The organism is Mycoplana sp. ABR4_002, assembly GCF_056159645.1.
This window is the reverse complement of the sequence record NZ_JBSWVO010000001.1, coordinates 1,091,193-1,107,274: the sequence shown is the minus strand read 5'-3', so window position 1 is coordinate 1,107,274 and position 16,082 is coordinate 1,091,193. Positions and strand designations below refer to the sequence as shown.

The 16,082-nt window shown below is 68.2% G+C and carries 16 protein-coding genes; 8 read left to right on the top strand and 8 right to left on the bottom strand.

The features are described 5' to 3' along the window. Nucleotides 1–20: 20 nt before the first annotated feature. Entirely contained in the window at nt 21–587 is a 567-nt protein-coding gene (locus ACXAGF_RS05280; RefSeq protein ID WP_475015030.1) for a cytochrome P460 family protein, read from the bottom strand. A gap of 317 nt (nt 588–904) precedes the next feature. Here ACXAGF_RS05280 and ACXAGF_RS05275 point away from each other — a divergent pair, with 317 nt between their 5' ends. Together ACXAGF_RS05275 and ACXAGF_RS05270 are read left to right on the top strand one after the other, a co-directional pair. Further along, complete coding sequence (locus tag ACXAGF_RS05275; RefSeq protein WP_475015028.1) at nt 905–1,300, top strand: Ohr family peroxiredoxin; 396 nt, start codon at nt 905–907, stop codon at nt 1,298–1,300. 114 nt (nt 1,301–1,414) lie between these two features. Next, nucleotides 1,415–2,698, top strand: coding sequence for an epoxide hydrolase family protein (locus tag ACXAGF_RS05270; RefSeq protein ID WP_475015027.1), 1,284 nt, complete (start codon nt 1,415–1,417; stop codon nt 2,696–2,698). A 63-nt stretch (nt 2,699–2,761) separates the two neighbouring features. Here the strand turns inward: ACXAGF_RS05270 and ACXAGF_RS05265 are convergent, their stop codons facing one another. Beyond that, nucleotides 2,762–3,184, bottom strand: coding sequence for an organic hydroperoxide resistance protein (locus tag ACXAGF_RS05265; protein ID WP_475015025.1), 423 nt, complete (start codon nt 3,182–3,184; stop codon nt 2,762–2,764). Between the two features lie 107 nt (nt 3,185–3,291). On the opposite strand from ACXAGF_RS05265, the gene ACXAGF_RS05260 reads away from it, so the two are divergent. The 3 genes from ACXAGF_RS05260 to ACXAGF_RS05250 all read left to right on the top strand — a co-directional run bounded on the left by ACXAGF_RS05260 (nt 3,292) and on the right by ACXAGF_RS05250 (nt 6,156). Continuing rightward, a complete protein-coding gene (locus ACXAGF_RS05260) occupies nt 3,292–3,780 on the top strand; it encodes a MarR family winged helix-turn-helix transcriptional regulator (protein ID WP_475015024.1) in 489 nt (162 codons plus the stop codon). A 71-nt stretch (nt 3,781–3,851) separates the two neighbouring features. Continuing rightward, nucleotides 3,852–5,807, top strand: a complete 1,956-nt coding sequence (locus tag ACXAGF_RS05255; RefSeq protein ID WP_475015021.1) for a sensor histidine kinase — start codon at nt 3,852–3,854, stop codon at nt 5,805–5,807. Continuing rightward, entirely contained in the window at nt 5,779–6,156 is a 378-nt protein-coding gene (locus ACXAGF_RS05250) for a response regulator (protein WP_475015019.1), read from the top strand. The genes ACXAGF_RS05255 and ACXAGF_RS05250 overlap by 29 nt, the downstream gene beginning before the upstream one ends. A 6-nt stretch (nt 6,157–6,162) precedes the next feature. On the opposite strand, the gene ACXAGF_RS05245 is transcribed toward ACXAGF_RS05250, so the two are convergent. Then, nucleotides 6,163–6,951 carry a L,D-transpeptidase gene (locus ACXAGF_RS05245; RefSeq protein ID WP_475019213.1) on the bottom strand — a complete coding sequence of 263 codons (789 nt, stop codon included), beginning with the start codon at nt 6,949–6,951 and terminating at the stop codon, nt 6,163–6,165. Between the two features lie 280 nt (nt 6,952–7,231). On the opposite strand from ACXAGF_RS05245, the gene ACXAGF_RS05240 reads away from it, so the two are divergent. Next, nucleotides 7,232–8,464 (top strand): adenylate/guanylate cyclase domain-containing protein, encoded by a 1,233-nt coding sequence (locus ACXAGF_RS05240; RefSeq protein ID WP_475015017.1) that lies wholly within the window; start codon nt 7,232–7,234, stop codon nt 8,462–8,464. 12 nt (nt 8,465–8,476) lie between these two features. Here ACXAGF_RS05240 and ACXAGF_RS05235 read toward each other — a convergent pair whose 3' ends face one another. The 3 genes from ACXAGF_RS05235 to ACXAGF_RS05225 form a co-directional block, all read right to left on the bottom strand. Further along, a complete protein-coding gene (locus ACXAGF_RS05235; RefSeq protein ID WP_475015016.1) occupies nt 8,477–10,105 on the bottom strand; it encodes a cisplatin damage response ATP-dependent DNA ligase in 1,629 nt (542 codons plus the stop codon). Next, nucleotides 10,105–11,115: a ligase-associated DNA damage response exonuclease gene (locus tag ACXAGF_RS05230; RefSeq protein ID WP_475015014.1), complete on the bottom strand. Its 1,011-nt coding sequence runs from the start codon at nt 11,113–11,115 to the stop codon at nt 10,105–10,107. The genes ACXAGF_RS05235 and ACXAGF_RS05230 overlap by 1 nt, the downstream gene beginning before the upstream one ends. A 66-nt stretch (nt 11,116–11,181) precedes the next feature. After that, a complete protein-coding gene (locus ACXAGF_RS05225) occupies nt 11,182–11,634 on the bottom strand; it encodes a MarR family winged helix-turn-helix transcriptional regulator (RefSeq protein WP_475015012.1) in 453 nt (150 codons plus the stop codon). 152 nt (nt 11,635–11,786) lie between these two features. Here ACXAGF_RS05225 and ACXAGF_RS05220 point away from each other — a divergent pair, with 152 nt between their 5' ends. Then, complete coding sequence (locus tag ACXAGF_RS05220; RefSeq protein WP_475015011.1) at nt 11,787–12,260, top strand: DUF1579 domain-containing protein; 474 nt, start codon at nt 11,787–11,789, stop codon at nt 12,258–12,260. Nucleotides 12,261–12,570: 310 nt separating this feature from the next. After that, a complete protein-coding gene (locus ACXAGF_RS05215; RefSeq protein ID WP_475015009.1) occupies nt 12,571–13,935 on the top strand; it encodes a TIGR03808 family TAT-translocated repetitive protein in 1,365 nt (454 codons plus the stop codon). Nucleotides 13,936–14,123: 188 nt separating this feature from the next. On the opposite strand, the gene ACXAGF_RS05210 is transcribed toward ACXAGF_RS05215, so the two are convergent. Both ACXAGF_RS05210 and ACXAGF_RS05205 read right to left on the bottom strand, forming a co-directional pair. Then, nucleotides 14,124–14,606, bottom strand: a complete 483-nt coding sequence (locus ACXAGF_RS05210) for a copper chaperone PCu(A)C (RefSeq protein WP_475015007.1) — start codon at nt 14,604–14,606, stop codon at nt 14,124–14,126. 64 nt (nt 14,607–14,670) lie between these two features. Then, nucleotides 14,671–16,056 (bottom strand): PepSY-associated TM helix domain-containing protein, encoded by a 1,386-nt coding sequence (locus ACXAGF_RS05205; protein ID WP_475015005.1) that lies wholly within the window; start codon nt 16,054–16,056, stop codon nt 14,671–14,673. Nucleotides 16,057–16,082 lie beyond the last annotated feature (26 nt).

Sequence of the window (16,082 nt, the reverse complement as noted above, 5' to 3'; positions counted from 1 at the left end):
CGGCGCGGCTCCCGGCTCGCTCACCGCCTCCCGTATTCGGTGAAGACGAAATCCTTGGCCGCCGCGGCCTGGTGGCAGGCTGCCCCGCATTTGGCGTCATTGCCCTGCAGGGCCGTATTGGGCACGAGCCTGTCGGCGGCCGGGTCATAGTCGAACTGGGCATACCCCCACCCGCCGGTGTCGGGGAACCTTGCGCTATCCTTCACCATGCAGCCGATGCTCGAGATCGTGCCCGGCACCTTCACGGCGAATGGCGCCTCGGCGAGCTGGCGCGGATTCCAAAGGATCTTCACGATCCGCGAGCCGTCGGGGAAGGGTTTGCCGTTGCCCGGCGTGCCGGCACGGTAGGCCGCGATCATCGGCGCGTTGGCGACGATCAGGTTGAGCTTGGCCTCGGGCTCCTCGGGTTGGCTGGACGCCACCGCTGGCCAGTCCTCATATCCTTTGCACTCGGCGAGCGCGAGACCGCCTTGGACCGCCACGGCATACTTGTCCTGCACGGAATGGCTGTCCTGAGCGAGTCCGCCGCCGGCCACTCCGGCGAGCACGGCGGCCAGGACCAACCCGTGACGGATATCCCCCCTCATGGCACCCTCCATGCGCATGGACAAGCGACCTTGCCCGCCCGGACGCGCGGCGCGCAAGGAGCCGGTCACGAGCAAGGCGGCCGATAGCGCAATATCGCGACCCGGCCTGCAGGACGGTGGCAATTGTCTCACTCCGCTCCGTCATAGTCCATCGCCGGCACGATGACGCGCCCGCGGCTGGGACACGGATCCGTCGATGTCGCCTTTAGCTCGCATCCGATTAAATCGAATATCTGTTGACAGATCTTCTTCCAATCCGTATTAAAATCGCATCCGATTAAAACGGATCCGATTAATAACCACCAAAGGATCACGACATGACCGAGAAGCTTCTGTTCACCGGCAAGACCCACAACACCGGCGGCCGTGCCGGCGGCACCCGCAGCGGCGACGGCCTACTGGACCTGCGGCTGAGCCAGCCGCACCCGGCCGCCGAGAACCTGTTCGGCGCCGCATGGTCGGCCTGCTACATCGGCGCGATCGAGCTCGCCGCCGCCCAGCGCAAGATCAAGCTGGCGGCCGGCCCCGAAGTCGACGCCGAGATCGACCTGAACGTCGACGACGGCGCCTACTTCCTGCGGGCGCGTTTCAACGTCAGCCTGCCGGGCCTCGACCGCGACCTCGCCGAGGTCATCATCCACGCCGCCCACGAGATCTGCCCCTACTCCAAGGCAACCCGCGGCAACATCGAGGTCACGACGAACCTCGTCTGACGCCGAGCCAGCAACGCACCGGCGGCGCCCGCCGCCACCATCGATGACGGGACGCGCAACGGCCCGGCCGCAAGGACGGGCCACGCATCCGCAATACCCGATGCAGGAGAACACATGTCAGCCCTATCGTCTCCCCTTACCCGGCGCGGCCTGCTGGCCGGCGCAGCCATGGCAGGCGCGATCAGCCTGTTGCCCGGCCCGCTTGCCGCGGCAAGCGTCGATTCCGGCGCCATCCGCCCCTTCCGTTTCACCGCCTCCGAGGAGGCGCTTGCCGATCTGCGCCAACGCATTCAGGGCACGCGCTGGCCGGAGAGGGAAACGGTTCCGGACAATTCGCAGGGCGTCCGGCTCGACACGATCCAGAAGCTCGCGCACTACTGGTCGACCGGCTACGACTGGCGCAAGGGCGAAGCGCGGCTGAATGCCCATCCGCAGTTCGTCACCGAGATCGACGGGCTCGACATTCACTTCATCCATGTCCGATCCAGGCACGAGGACGCGCTGCCGCTGATCGTCACCCATGGATGGCCGGGCTCCATCATCGAACAGCTCAAGCTGATTGATCCGCTGACCAACCCGACGGCGCATGGCGGCAAGGCTTCCGACGCCTTTCACCTGGTGATCCCGTCGATGCCCGGCTACGGCTTTTCCGGCAAGCCGAGCACGACCGGCTGGAGCCCGGAGCGCATCGCCCGGACCTGGATCACACTGATGAAGCGGCTCGGCTACACCCGCTACGCCGCCCAGGGCGGCGACTGGGGCGCGCTGATCGTCGACCTGATGGCGGTTGAAGCCCCTGCGGAGCTGCTGGCCATCCATACCAACATGGCCGGGGCGGTTCCGCCCGAGATCGACAAGGCGGCATTTGCCGGGGCGCCGGTGCCCGCCGGTCTGCCCGCCGACGAGGCACGGGCCTACGAGCAGCTCGCCTACTTCTACAGGCACGGCCTCGCCTATGCGCAGGAAATGGGCAACCGGCCGCAAACGCTCTATGGGATCGCTGATTCCCCCATCGGCCTCGCCGGGTGGATCCTCGACCACGACATCCGCAGCTACGAACTGATCGCGCGCGTGTTCGACGGCGAGGCCGAGGGCCTGACACGCGACGACATCCTCGACAACATCACGCTCTACTGGCTGACGAACACGGCCGTGTCGTCCGCGCGGCTGTACTGGGAGAACAAGCTGGCCTTCTTCGCGCCCAAGGGCGTCAACATCCCGGTGGCCGTCAGCGTCTTCCCGGACGAGATCTACGCGGCACCAAAGCGCTGGGCGGAACAGGCCTACCCAGGGCTGATCCACTACAGCCGGCACGACAAGGGCGGCCACTATGCCGCCTGGGAACAGCCCGCGCTGCTTGCCATGGACCTCAGGGACGCGTTCCACTCGCTGCGCTAGCAAGAAAAAGGGCCCGGCGAAACGCTTCGCCGGGCCCTTGCCGTTCGACGCGCTGCGCCGCGGTCAGACGACGGTCGTCTTGACGTCGAGGTTGCCGCGGGTGGCGTGGCTGTAGGGGCAGACGACGTGCGCCTTCTTGACCAGGTCCTCGACCACGGCCTTGTCGACGCCGGGAACGGACACCTGCAGGGCTGCCTCGATGCCGAAGCCGCCGCCATCCTCGCGCGGGCCGATGCCGACGGTGGCCGTGACCTTGGCCTCGTCCGGGATCTTCACCTTTTCCTTGCCGGCGACGAACTTCAGCGCGCCGAGGAAGCAGGCGGAGTAGCCGGTGGCGAACAGCTGCTCGGGATTGGTGCCGCGGGCGCCATCGCCGCCCAGCTCCTTCGGCACGGTCAGGGTGACGTCGAGGACGCCGTCCTCGGTGGCGCCGTGGCCGGCCCGGCCGCCGGTGGCGGATGCCTTGGTGGTGTAGAGTATGGGCATGTCAGCTCTCCTTCGTGGTTGGATGGACATCGTGTAGCGTAAAATTAAATTGGACGCAATACAATTTTGCGCATTGCATTTTCCGAAAAGCACTGCGACAATAGCGCATGACGAACGATCACGACACGCCCTTGCCCCAGCTGCCCGGCGACGACATGCTCGCGCTCGACCGGCTGCTGTGCTTTTCCATCTACTCGGCGGCGCACGCGTTCAACCGCACCTACAAGCCGCTGCTCGATCCCTACGGCCTGACCTATCCGCAGTATCTGGTGCTGCTGTCGCTGTGGCAAGCGGACGGCAAGACGGTGAAGGCGCTCGGCGAGGCGCTGCATCTCGATTCCGGCACGCTCTCGCCCCTGCTCAAGCGGCTCGAGGCCAACGGCTACGTGGAACGCAAGCGCGACCGCACCGACGAGCGGCAGGTGCTGATCACGCTGACCAGGAAGGGCCGGGAGATGAAGGACGTGGCCCGCACCATCCTGAGCGAGATCGGCAAGGCGGCCGGCTGCACCGCCGACGAGCTGCATCGGCTCGGCAGCGAGCTGCAGGCCCTCGCCGCCAACCTGCGCGGCAACGACAAGACGGACGCCGCCTGACGGCCGATTTCGCGTCGGGCAATCCCCGATGCCCGGCTACACTCGAGGCTTCACCCGGGATGGGAGGACGAATGCGGAGCGATGACCGGCACGGACGGGTGACCGGCCTTTCGGCCGGACTGTGGTGCGTCCTGGTCGGTCTCGGCATGATCGCGACCTGGCTGTTCGCCCCGCTCGACCTTGCCGGTCGCCACCCGGCCGTGTTCGGGATGAAGTTCAACGCCGCCCTTGCCTTCACGGCCGTCGGCGCGGCCTTCATTCTCACGTTGTCGCGCTACAGAACCTTGCCGATCGTGCTGATGCTGGCGGTGTTCGTCTACGGCGTGCTGGCGCTGGCGCAGCATCTGTTCGCCGCCGATTTCGGCATCGACCTCCTGCTCTACCGCCCCGTAATCGACATCGGCACCAGCCTGCCGGGGCGGATCGCACCGAACACGGCGCTGTGCTTCGTGCTCATCAGCACGGCGATCGCCCTGCGCGCCGCCCGCGGCCGCACCGACCTTGTCCAGCTCGGCTGCGGCTACCTGGTCGCCGTGATCGCCGCCACCGCGCTGGCCGGCTACGCGATCGCGCTCGAGGGCGCCCACGACTGGGTGACGTTTACGCGCATGTCGGTCCAGAGCGCGAGCTGCTTCCTCGTCATCGGCTGCGCCATCGTCTTCGGCACCCCCCGTCCCGCCGGCTATCACCGCATGGCGATCGCCGCCTCGCTCGGGGCCGCCACCTACCTGATCCTGCTGACGCTGGCCTATGCCAAGATCCGGGCCGAGGTCAGCCGGCCGATCTCGGTGATCGAGCGCGCGGCGATGGCGTCGACCGCGACCACGCTGGCATCGCTGATCCTGATCTCCGGCGCGATCTATGCCGGCCTTGTCGGCTACTCCTACTGGAACGCGCGGCGCTACCGCCAGAGCGCCAGCGAACTGAGCGAGAGCCAGAGCCGCCTCGCCGCCATCATCGACAACGCCGTGGACGGCATCATCACGATCGACGGCGCCGGCGTGATCCTGTCCGCCAATCCGGCCTGCCAGCGCATCTTCGGCTACGCGCCGGCCGAGATGGTCGGCCGCAACGTCCGGATGCTGATGCCGGAACCCCACTATAGCGGCCGCGGCGCCGATCACGTCGGGTACTGGCGCGCCGGCACCGCCAAGCCCGACACCCGCAGCCGCGAGCTGGAGGGCCGCCGCAAGGACGGCAGCGTCTTTCCGATCGACCTCGCGGTGGCGAAGGTCGACGTCGCCGAGGGGACCATCTACAGCGGCATCGTGCGCGACATCTCCGAACGCAAGCATTTCGAGCAACAGCTGCTGGCCGCCAATGCCGAACTGGAGGAGTTCGCCTACCGCACCTCCCACGACCTGCGCTCGCCGATCGCCTCGTCGGTCGGGCTGCTGACCATCTCCCGCGAATTGCTCGAACGCGGCGACCGCGACGCGCTCGACGGCACGCTGGCGCGGATGGAGCGCAATTTCAGCCGCCTCGATCACCTGATCCAGAACATCATCGTCCTGACCCGCGACCGGCTGATGGAGGAGGCGGGCCAGAAATTCTCGCTGCGCGAACTCGTGCAGGCGACGGTCGAGGCGCTGTCCCACCTGGAGGACGTGGGCCGCATGGCGATCACCAATCATGTCGCCCCGGATTTGACAATCGTCGGCAAGAAATCGAAATTCGAGGTCATCGTCGGCAACCTGCTGTCCAACGCGATCAAGTACCACGATCCGCAGGAGCCGACCCCGCAGGTCGACGTCTTCGCGGAGCGGCGGGCCGGAACCATCCGGCTCGTGGTGGAGGACAACGGCATCGGCGTGCCGGAGCCGAAGCGGGCGCTCCTGTTCGGCATGTTCAGGCGCCTGCATCCGAGCCGCTCCTTCGGCAGCGGGCTCGGCCTCTACATCCTGAAGAAGAGCGCCGAATCGCTCGGCGGCGCGACCTACTACGAGGCAAGGAACAAGGGCAGCCGCTTCGTCGTGGAACTGCCCGATGAGGTTGATGATGAAAATCCAGACCATCCTCGTCGTTGACGATGACGAGAACGATCAGTTCATCTGCGAATACACGATCCGCAAGTACGATCCGACGATCACCGTGCTGGCGGCCATGGACGGCACCGAGGCGCTGTCGATCCTGAAGACGGCGATGCCCGACGCGATCATCCTCGACATCAACATGCCGGTGATGAACGGCTTCGAGTTCCTCGAGCGCTATGCCCGCGAGTTCGACAACCATGCGCCGGTGGTCGCCCTTCTGACCAGTTCCCGCCTCGGCTCGGACAAGGAACGGGCGCTGCGCTACCCGTTCGTGCGCAGCTACCTGGAAAAGCCGCTGACGCTCGAGCACCTGCGCGAGATCGCAGCGGTGCTGCAAGGCTGAGAGGCGTCAGATCACGACGATCGGGGCGCCGTTGCGCACCCGGCCGTACAGGTCGATCACGTCCTGATTGAGCAGCCGCACGCAGCCCGAGGAGGCGGCGCGGCCGATCGACTGCCATTCCGGCGTGCCGTGCAGGCGATAGAGCGTGTCCTGGCCGTTCTGGAAGATGTAGAGCGCCCGCGCACCGAGCGGATTGGCCAGGCCCGGCGCCATGCCGCCGTTGCTGGCCGAATATTGCGCCAGTTCCGGCTGGCGCTCGATCATCGAGTCCGGCGGGGTCCAGCGCGGCCATGACTGCTTCCACTGGATGACGCCGCGGCCGGACCAGGCAAATCCCTCGCGACCGATGCCGACGCCGTAGCGCATGGCGCGACCGCCCGGCATGGTCAGGTAGAGATAACGGTTGGCGGTGTCGACGATGATCGTCCCCGGTGCCTCGCCGAACGGATCCTCCACCTCGTGGCGCAGGTAGCGCGCGTCGATGCGGGTGTAGGGCACCTGCGGAATGGTGAAACCGCCGTCGATGCGCGCCGCATAGATCCCGGCATAGCGCGGGTCGAGATCGGGGATGCCGGTCGGCAGCATGGCGGTGTCATAGGGTCCCTGATCCGGGTCGCGGCCCTCGAGCCAGGGGCCGGGCACGCCTTCGAGGGCCGGGTTGCGATAGACGGGCTCGGTCTGCCAGCGAAAGCGGTCGGTGTTCATCGAGGAGGTGCAGCCGGCGAGCGCCGTCGCTGCCGCGAGCCCGGACAGGCGCAGGAAGCGGCGGCGGGAGAAATCGAGTTCTGGGACCATGGTCAAGCAACGCAATCCGTGAATTACCGAGAAACGCAAGCAGCGGGCGGCACGCACGAATCCCTGCCAGCGAGATAAGGCCGTCACCGTGCCGCAATTGTGGCAGACCCGGCTGGCGCGTGGCTTGCCATGATAAATTTCGCCCGCCTGCGCGCAAACGCCTGCGCCATCACGGTTTCGTCATCGCGCACGGCGCCGTCCGGCCGGCCTCGTCCCCTCCATCGGCAAGCGCCGCGGCACGCGGTATGATGGCGGCCGCACGAACGACCCTGGCGAGGTGATGGCGATGCCCGACGCGCTTTCTGCTTGCGATGCCCCGGCGCCCGTGGCGGCCGCTGTGAACTGGCTTGTCGACAGCGGGCTGGGCGGCAGCAGCCTGCCGGACCTCGTCGCCGGCCTGGGCCGGTGCCTCAACGACCACGGCATCGCCGTCGCGCGGGCCGGCTGCGCGATCCTGACGCTTCACCCCCAGATCGTCTCGCAGGAAATCACCTGGGTCGCGGAGACAGGCAGGGCAACGACGCGCTCGTACACGCCGAGCCTGATGGAGGATCCCGGCAGCCGCAACGGTCCCTACTTCGAACTCGCCTTGAACCGGCTGCGCTCCAAGCGGTACCGGCTCGAAGAAAGCCCGCCGGCAGCGCACATGTCGCTGCTCGCGCGGTTGCGTGCCGAAGGCCACACCGAGTATTTCGGCTTCTTTCACGCCACCGGCGGCGCGTCGGCGGTCACCCCGTTTGCCCGTCGGGTTGGCTTCGTCCCCTGCGTCGTCGGGTCGTTCGCGACGCGCCGGCCCGGCGGCTTCAGCGAGGCGGAGATCGGCTGCCTCCAGGCCATCACGCCGGCGCTGGCGCTGGCGGCAACGGCGCGGATGAACTTCGAGACGAGCGCCCGCCTGCTCGACATCTACCTCGGACGCTCATGCGGATCGCTGGTGCTCGACGGCCGGATCACACGCGGCGATTCGGAGCTGATCACCTGCGGCATCTGGTTCTGCGACCTGCGCCAGTCGTCACGGCTGGTGGCGCAAATGCCGCTCGGGGACTACGTCGCGCTCCTGAACCGCTATTTCGACATCACGATCGGGGCCGTCATGGACGCCGGCGGCGAGGTGCTGAAGCTCATCGGCGATGCGGTGATGGGGATCTTTCGCTCCGACCGGCCGGGAAGCGACACCGACATGCGGGAGCGGGCGCTGGCGGCGGCGATGCGCACGCTCGCCGACATGCGGGACCTGCACCTTGCCGGCCGGCCCGCGGAGGTCGGCATCGGTCTGCATGTCGGCGAGGTCATGTACGGCAATGTCGGCACCGACGAACGGCTGGACTTCACCGTCATCGGCCGCGCCGTCCACGAGGCGGCGCGGCTGCAGGCGCTGACCAAGCCGCTCGCCCGGCCCGTGCTGGCATCGGCATCGTTTGCCGCGCCGATCGCCGACCGCTTCACCTATGGCGGTGCCCACCCGGTCGCCGAGTTCGACGACGCGCTTGCGGTCTATGTCCCGCGCCCCTGACGGCTAGCACCGCTAGCCCGCCTCCTTGGCCTCGACCAGCGCCATCAGCGTGTCCAGCCGATCGGCCTCGCGCGGCAGCTTGTCGTCGCGCAGGCGGGCGATGCGGGGAAAGCGCATGGCGACGCCGGACTTGTGGCGGCTCGAGCGGTTGATGCCCTCGAAGGCGACCTCGAGGACGAAGCCGAAGTCGGGTTCGGCGCGCACGGCGCGCACCGGACCGAAGCGGTCGACGGTGTTGTTGCGCACGAAGCGGTCAAGCACCTCGAGCTCGGCGTCGGTGAAGCCGAAATAGGCCTTGCCGACCGGCACCAGCATTTCCCCCTCGGCCCCACCGGCCCAGACACCGAAGGTGAAGTCGGAGTAGTAGCTCGAGCGCTTGCCGTGGCCGCGCTGCGCATACATCAGCACGGCGTCGACATTGTAGGGGTCGCGCTTCCACTTGAACCACGGCCCTTTGAGCCGTCCCGCCTGGTAGGGGCTGTCGAAGCGCTTGATCATCACGCCCTCGATCACCGGGTCGGGCGGGTCGGAGCGCAGCTTGTCAAGCTCCTCCCAGCTTGTGAACGGCACGAGCGGCGACAGGTCGAAGCGGTCGTGCGGCGCCCTGTCGATCAGGTCCTGCAGCCGGGCGCGACGGGTGGCGAAGTCTTCCGGGCGCACGTCGGCCTCGCCGGAGAAGAGGATGTCGTAGGCGCGCACGAAGGCGGGGTAGTCCTCCAGCATCCGCGCGTTGACCGTCTTGCGGTTGAGCCGCTGCTGCAGGTCGGAAAAGCTGCGCGTTAGAGCGTTCGAGCGCGCCGTGCCGCCGACCAGCAGTTCGCCGTCGATGACCCCTTCGAAGCCGATCGCCTCAAGCACGTCGGGAAAGGCAGCGGAGATGTCGTCGCCGGAGCGGGAGTAGAGCCGGCGCGTGGCCCCGGCGGCGGAGATCTGCACGCGGATGCCGTCCCACTTCCATTCGGCGGCGAAGTCGCCGGGGGCGAGGCCGTCGAGGTCGCCCTCGCCGACCGGATTGGCCAGCATCACCGAATGAAAGATCGCCGGCGTCGCCAGCACGGGGCGGCCGGCCCTTCCCTCCAGCCAGGCGAACAGCGGCTCGTAGGGCGGTTGCAGGCCATGCCAGAGCGTCTCGATCTCGGTGACGTCGCGGCCGGAGAAGTCCGCCAGCGCCTGCTTGGCCAGCCGCGCCGACACGCCGATGCGCAAGCCGCCGGTGGCGAGCTTGATGAAGGCGAAGCGGGCCGACGGGTCGAGCCGGTCGAGCAGGTCGCGCACGGCCGAGCGCACCTCGGTCCGGCCGAGCGCGTTCATCCGCGCCACCACCGCGCCGAGCCTCGGCTGACCGGAGACGGCGATGCGCTCCTTGCGCTCCTGGTCCCAGACCAGCGAGATCGTCTCGGCGAGGTCGCCGACATAGTCGTAGGAATAGCGGAACAGCACCTCGTCCATGCGCTCGAGCACGAGTTCGCGCAGCATGGCCGGCTTGACGCTCTTCAGCTCGAGCGTGCCGGCGATCGCGGCCAGCCCGTAGCCGCGGTCGGGGTCCGGGGTTTCTCTAAAGTAATCCGCCAGCAGCTTGAGCTTGCCGTTGCGCGAGGGCGTCAGGACGAGACGGTCGAGGAGATCGGCGAAGGCGTGCATCAGTCCCCCTCGTCCTCGTAGCCGACCAGATGCAGCGGGCGGGCGGGAATGCCGGCAAGCTCGCACCAGCGCACCAGCGCCTCCTCGCGGCCATGCGTCACCCAGACCTCAGCCGGCGCAAGCTCGCGGATCGTCTCCGTCAGCTCGGGCCAGTCGCAGTGATCGGAGATCACCAGCGGCAGTTCGACGCCGCCCTGCTTGGCGCGCTGGCGCACCATCATCCAGCCGGAGGCGAAGGCGACGAGCGGCTCGGTGAAGCGGCGCGCCCAGCGATCGGCGAAGGCGGAGGGCGGGCCGACGACGACGGCGCCGCCGAGGTCGGTCGCGTCGCCCTTTTCCAGCGTCGCGGGCCGGAGCTCGCCGAGGTCGACGCCGCGGCTCACGTAGTAGTCGCAAAGCCGGGCGAGCGAACCGTGGATGAAGACCGGCCGGTCGTAGCCGCAGTCGCGCAGCAGCCGGATGACCCGCTGCGCCTTGCCGAGCGAATAGGCGCCGACGAGATGGGTGCGGGCCGGAAACTGCCGCAGCGACGTCAGCAGCCTGGCGATCTCGCCCTTCGGGTCCGGGTGATGGAACACCGGCAGGCCGAAGGTGGCCTCGGTGATGAAGACGTCGCAGGCGACCGGCTCGTAGGCGGCGCAGGTCGGGTCGGCGCCGCGCTTGTAGTCGCCGGAGACGCAGAACCGCGTGCCATGGGCGGTGATCGCGATCTGCGCCGAGCCGAGCACGTGGCCGGCGGGATGGAAGGAGACCGACGCGCCGCCGAGAGCGACCGTTTCGCCATAGGCCACGGCCTGGGCGCTGCCGCAGAAGTCCGGGCCGTGGCGGATCGCCATGATGTCGAGCGTCTCCCGGGTCGCCAGCACCGCCCCATGGCCGGCGCGGGCGTGGTCGGAATGGCCATGGGTGACCAGCGCGCGCGGCACCGGGCGCATCGGATCGACGTAGAAGTCGCCGGCGGGGCAATAGAGGCCGGCGGGTGCGGGATGGAGCAGCTGATCTGGCTTCATGCCTGAGAAGATAGGGACATTTCCGCCGTGCGCCAGACCCGCCTGACCCGCGCGTCCGCGGCCCCGTCAGGCGATCGCCAGCAGTCCCGCCCGCAGCGCATCGACGTCGACGTCGCCGCCGGCCAGCGCGCCCTCGACCTCGGCATGGGTCTGCTTCCACACCGGCACCGCCTGCGCCAGCAGCGCCCTGCCGGCATCGGTCAGCATCAGCCGGCGGCCGCGGCGGTCGCGCGGATCGGGCACGACGAGCACGAGCCCGCGCCGCTGCAACGGCTTCAGCGCCGCCGTCAGCGTCGTGCGATCCATGGCGAGCAGCGCCGCGACCGGCCCCATCGGCGGCGGCTCGGGCCGGTTCAGCGACATCAGCAGCGAGAACTGGCCGCTGGTGATGGCGAGCGGACGCAACGCCTCGTCGAAGCGACGCGCCAGCGCGCGCGCGGCCCGCTGCGCATGCAGGCAGAGACAATGGTCACGCACATGCACCGTGGTCTCGTAGGGAATGGCGACTTTCGTGGTCATGGGAGTTACTGTTGATATCAACTCAACCCTGTCAAGGGGCGGCGTCGCGGCGTCGGCGCCAGGCGCCACTTGAAAAGCGCCAAACGCGCCTAGCTTGCAGGTGAACGGGACGCGTGCCCGAAGCGAACGGGTCAACCCGCAGGGAGATCTTGATGAAAGCGGAAGTCACCACGCAACACCACTGGCTCGAGCGCCTGCACGGCGAATGGGACGTCGCGGCCGACGCGATCACCGCGCCGCCGACCGAAAGCACCTGGGTCGAGCGCGTGCGCCCGCTCGGCGATTTGTGGGCCGTGTGCGAAGGCAGCGGCCTGATGCCGGACGGCGCCGAGGGCCAGACGCTGATGACGCTCGGCTACGATCCGGAACGCCAACGCTATGTCGGCACATGGATCGGCTCGATGATGACCTATCTCTGGCACTATGAGGGCGCGCTGGAGCCGACCGGCGACCTTCTGGCGCTGCACTGCATGGGGCCGGATTTCGACAACCCGGGACAGAAGCTGCCCTACCAGGACGTCATCACCTTCATCGACGACCACCATCGCACGCTCACCGCGCTCGTGCACAAGCCCGACGGCCACTGGCACAAGCTGATGGAGATGCACTACTGGAAGCGGCGCTAGCCAGGCCGCCCCGCCGCGCGGGCCGTGCGTCCGTCCGCTCCTCGCCGGCGCACCGGCGGACGTTAGAGCACGGGTTCGGGCTGCCGCGCGTCCGAACCTGACGCCCCCCATCACGAGGCCCGCCGAGCCCCTCAGTCCGCCCCGGCCACCCGCGGCCGCACCCGTCCGCCGCGGCGTGCCAATTCCGGGCGACGTCGCGCTGAGGGACAGCGGTCCGATCCCGCACCCGCCGTTTACCCCCCGATTCCGTGCCGTTTCGACACAGAATCGACTGGCACGCTTCCTGCTCCTTAGTCCTCAAGGAGCATAAATGGTTACCAGACGCTTACTTCTTTCGACGCTTGGCCTCGGTGCACTCGGCATCGCGTCCCCGCTGTCGGCTGCCGCCGCGCCGGTGCTGAACGTCGAGCTGCGCGGTGCCATCGACGCCTCCGCCCACGGGGTGCGGCCCGGCGGCGGCGACCGCAAGAGCAAGGCCTTCGACCGGCTGCTGCGCCAGGCCGCGGCGAAGAACCAGCCGGTGTTCCTGCCGGCGGGCGACTATGTCGTCTCGAATGTCACGCTGCCCGAAAACACCCGGCTGACCGGCGTGCCCGGGGCAACCCGCATCGTCTATGGCGGCGGCGGCCACCTGTTCGCCGGGCAGGATGGCGGCCGCATCGTGCTGGAAAACCTCGTCATCGACGGCGGCAACCGCTGGCTCGACGACACGGTGCAGGGGCTGGTCCACCTCGGCGGCGCCTCCGACGTTCGGATCGACAACTGCGAGATCGCCGGCTCGGCCAAGTCCGCCCTCTATCTCGAACGCTGCGGCGGAAGGATCGGCAACAACCGCATCTCCGGCGCCGCCGATTTTGCCATCTTCGCGGTCGAAAGCGCGGGGCTGTCGATCGCCGGCAACACCGTCATCGAATGCGCCAACGGCGGCATCCTCGTGCACCGCTGGACCAAGGGCCCGGACGGCACGATGGTCGTCGGCAACCGCGTTTCGCGGATCGCGGCGACGAAGGGCGGAACGGGCGAATACGGCAACGGCATCAACATCTTCCGCGCCGACGGCGTGATGGTGACCGACAACCACCTTTCCGACTGCGCCTTCTCGGCGATCCGCGCCAACGCCGGATCGAACGTCAGGATCGCCGGCAACACGTGCCTGCGCTCCGGGGAAACCGCGATCTATTCGGAATTCGGGTTCGAAGGCGCGATCGTCAGCGGCAACCTGATCGACGGCGCCGCCAACGGCATCCTGATCGTCAATTTCAACGAGGGCGGACGGCTGGCGACGGTGACCGGCAACATCGTGCGCAACCTGCGGCTGGAGGGACCCTACGTGCATGACGGCGCCGGCTTCGGCTTCGGCATCGCCGTCGAGGCCGACACCGTGGTCAGCGGCAACACGGTCGAGAACGCGCCGAAATACGGCTTGATGCTCGGCTGGGGACCCTACATGCGCGGCCTCGTCGTCAACGGCAACCTCGTGCGGCAGACGCCTGTGGGGTGCGCGGTGACGGTCGTCGAGGGGGCCGGGTCGGCCCTGATCTCGGGAAACATTTTCGAGGAAACGCCGCAGGGCGCCATCGCCGGCTACCGCTGGAACGAGCGCGCGACCGGCGACCTCGCGCGCGGCGGCGAAGCCTTCGCGCATATCACGGTTGAGCGCAACCGTACGGGATAAGTCGGGTAGGCGCTCCCGCGGTGCGCGTCAGGGGCGACGCGCCCGCGGTTCATTCACAACCGGCCATGCCCGCCAGCAGAGGGCGACATGGCCGCGATACTCGCCCGTACCGGTTCCCGAACACCGGACAGGGCGATGGGGCGGGATGGGGAAGGCTTCTCTGCGTGCCTTCCCCATTTCCCGTCCCGCTAGTGGTGCTTGCCCCCGCCATTCGCAGCGGGCCTGGCCGCCTCGACGTCGAACTCGACCGCAATCGCCCCGGCCTTCTCGAAGGTGAGCGTGGCGGCGACGTGCTCGCCCTCCCTGAAGGGCTGCTTGATCGCCATGAACATGATGTGCAGCCCGCCCGGCTTCAGTTCCACCGTCCCGCCGGCCGGGATCTCGATGCCGTCGGGCAGCTGGCGCATCTTCATGACGTCGTTTTCCATCGACATCTCGTGCAACTGCACGTCGTCGGACACCGGCGAGGTGACGGAGACGAGCCGGTCGGCCTCGCTGCCGTGGTTGACGACGGTGAAGAAGCCGCCGCCGACCGGCTGCCCCGGCAGCGTCGCCTTGGAGGCCGGGTGCTGGATTTCGATGTCGCCCGCCTTGTAGTCGTGCGCGCCCGCGCCGAAGGCCGGCGCGGCAAGAAGGATGGCCGAAGCCAGGATCCGGGAAAGCAGTTTCATCTGATGCCCTTTCTGGGTTGAACAAAGACTGGTTGCGCTCCGCGGCAACGGCGGAGCGGACGCTCTAGGACAGAAACCGTCGCAGCGGCGGCACGAGCGGCACGAGAAGCAGATCGAGGGCGATCATCGCCAGGATCGCCAGACCCGTCAGCGGGAACAGCGCGCCGAACAGGGCGGCCAACGCCCACAGGCCGGCATAGATCGCGCGGCCGCGCGGCGCCGGCGGCACGCCAAGACGGCCGGACGGACGGCGCTTCCACCACATCACCACCGCCGTGACGCTGGAGGCGACGATCGCCAGGCAGGTGGCCAGCATCAGCAACTGGTTGAACAGTCCCCACTCGCGCCCCTGATGGACGTTGATGCTCCACTCGATCGCCTTGCCGGTGAAAGGATACTGGCCGAAGGCAATGTCGACCAGCCGTTCGCCGGAGTACTGGTCGATATGGATCGTGCGCTCGCGCTCCAGCTCGGCCGGAAAGATCGCGGCGGTATAGACCCCGGTGTCGTCGGAGGGCGGCGAGATTTCGTAGCCCGGCAGCATGCCGGCGGCCGAGGCGATCTCGACGGCGCGGTCGAGGCTGATCGGAGCCGGGCCCTCGCCGCCGGCCGGCGCGGCGGACGCCGGCACCGGCGCGTTCTCCATCAGCCAGCCGCTCTTCGGCATCACGTCGGCGGTCACCTTCTTCGACTGCGGCACGTCGTCCCAGAGCTGGGCCGGGTAGCCCATGCCGTTCGCGGTCAGGTAGCTGTTGACGTTGCTACCCCAGTAGCCGGACCACAGCAGGCCGGACACGGCAAGGAACAGGATCAGGACACCGGCCAGGATGCCGGTGACGGCGTGCATGTCGCGCCAGAACACGCGGCGGGACGGCGTGCCGCGCACCGACAGGACACCGCCCGCCTGGTTGCGCGGCCACCACAGATAGATCCCGGTCACCACCAGCACGATGGCAAAGCCGGCGGCGATCTCGATGATGATCTCGAACGACTTGCCGAAATAGTCGAGACTGTGGATGTCCTCGACCACCTGGTTGAACTCCTCGGCGGCGAGCACTGTGTCGAGCACGGTGCCGCTGTAGGGGTCGACGAACACCAGCAGGCTGCCCTCTTCCGTCGACAGCGTCACCCGGGCGGAGCGGTCCGACGCCGCGGGCACCCGGTAGGAGGATAGCGAGGCGCCCGGCACGGCGGCAAGCGCCGTTTCGACGACCTCGCTCGGCCGCAGCGGTTGCGTCGACACGGTGACGTAGTTACGCCCGCGAAACAGCGTCGCGTCGATCTCGTCGTTGAAGAGGTAGAGGCCGCCGGTGACGGCGAGATTGATCAGGAAGGGGATGACGAGGAGGCCGGCAAAGAAGTGCCAGCGCCAGACGGCGCGGTAGAGCCGCTGGGAGAAGGTGGAGGCGTCCGCGGCGGCGACTGCCGGCGCATCGGTTGCAAGGGTCATGGCATGCTCCGTCGAAGCGAGGGTGA

Coding starts and splice junctions, on each gene's coding strand:
- ACXAGF_RS05280 (WP_475015030.1), bottom strand. CDS start 587: ATGAGGGGGGATATCCGTCACGGGTTGGTCCTGGCCGCCGTGCTCGCC.
- ACXAGF_RS05275 (WP_475015028.1), top strand. CDS start 905: ATGACCGAGAAGCTTCTGTTCACCGGCAAGACCCACAACACCGGCGGC.
- ACXAGF_RS05270 (WP_475015027.1), top strand. CDS start 1,415: ATGTCAGCCCTATCGTCTCCCCTTACCCGGCGCGGCCTGCTGGCCGGC.
- ACXAGF_RS05265 (WP_475015025.1), bottom strand. CDS start 3,184: ATGCCCATACTCTACACCACCAAGGCATCCGCCACCGGCGGCCGGGCC.
- ACXAGF_RS05260 (WP_475015024.1), top strand. CDS start 3,292: ATGACGAACGATCACGACACGCCCTTGCCCCAGCTGCCCGGCGACGAC.
- ACXAGF_RS05255 (WP_475015021.1), top strand. CDS start 3,852: ATGCGGAGCGATGACCGGCACGGACGGGTGACCGGCCTTTCGGCCGGA.
- ACXAGF_RS05250 (WP_475015019.1), top strand. CDS start 5,779: ATGAAAATCCAGACCATCCTCGTCGTTGACGATGACGAGAACGATCAG.
- ACXAGF_RS05245 (WP_475019213.1), bottom strand. CDS start 6,951: ATGGTCCCAGAACTCGATTTCTCCCGCCGCCGCTTCCTGCGCCTGTCC.
- ACXAGF_RS05240 (WP_475015017.1), top strand. CDS start 7,232: ATGGCGATGCCCGACGCGCTTTCTGCTTGCGATGCCCCGGCGCCCGTG.
- ACXAGF_RS05235 (WP_475015016.1), bottom strand. CDS start 10,105: ATGCACGCCTTCGCCGATCTCCTCGACCGTCTCGTCCTGACGCCCTCG.
- ACXAGF_RS05230 (WP_475015014.1), bottom strand. CDS start 11,115: ATGAAGCCAGATCAGCTGCTCCATCCCGCACCCGCCGGCCTCTATTGC.
- ACXAGF_RS05225 (WP_475015012.1), bottom strand. CDS start 11,634: ATGACCACGAAAGTCGCCATTCCCTACGAGACCACGGTGCATGTGCGT.
- ACXAGF_RS05220 (WP_475015011.1), top strand. CDS start 11,787: ATGAAAGCGGAAGTCACCACGCAACACCACTGGCTCGAGCGCCTGCAC.
- ACXAGF_RS05215 (WP_475015009.1), top strand. CDS start 12,571: ATGGTTACCAGACGCTTACTTCTTTCGACGCTTGGCCTCGGTGCACTC.
- ACXAGF_RS05210 (WP_475015007.1), bottom strand. CDS start 14,606: ATGAAACTGCTTTCCCGGATCCTGGCTTCGGCCATCCTTCTTGCCGCG.
- ACXAGF_RS05205 (WP_475015005.1), bottom strand. CDS start 16,056: ATGACCCTTGCAACCGATGCGCCGGCAGTCGCCGCCGCGGACGCCTCC.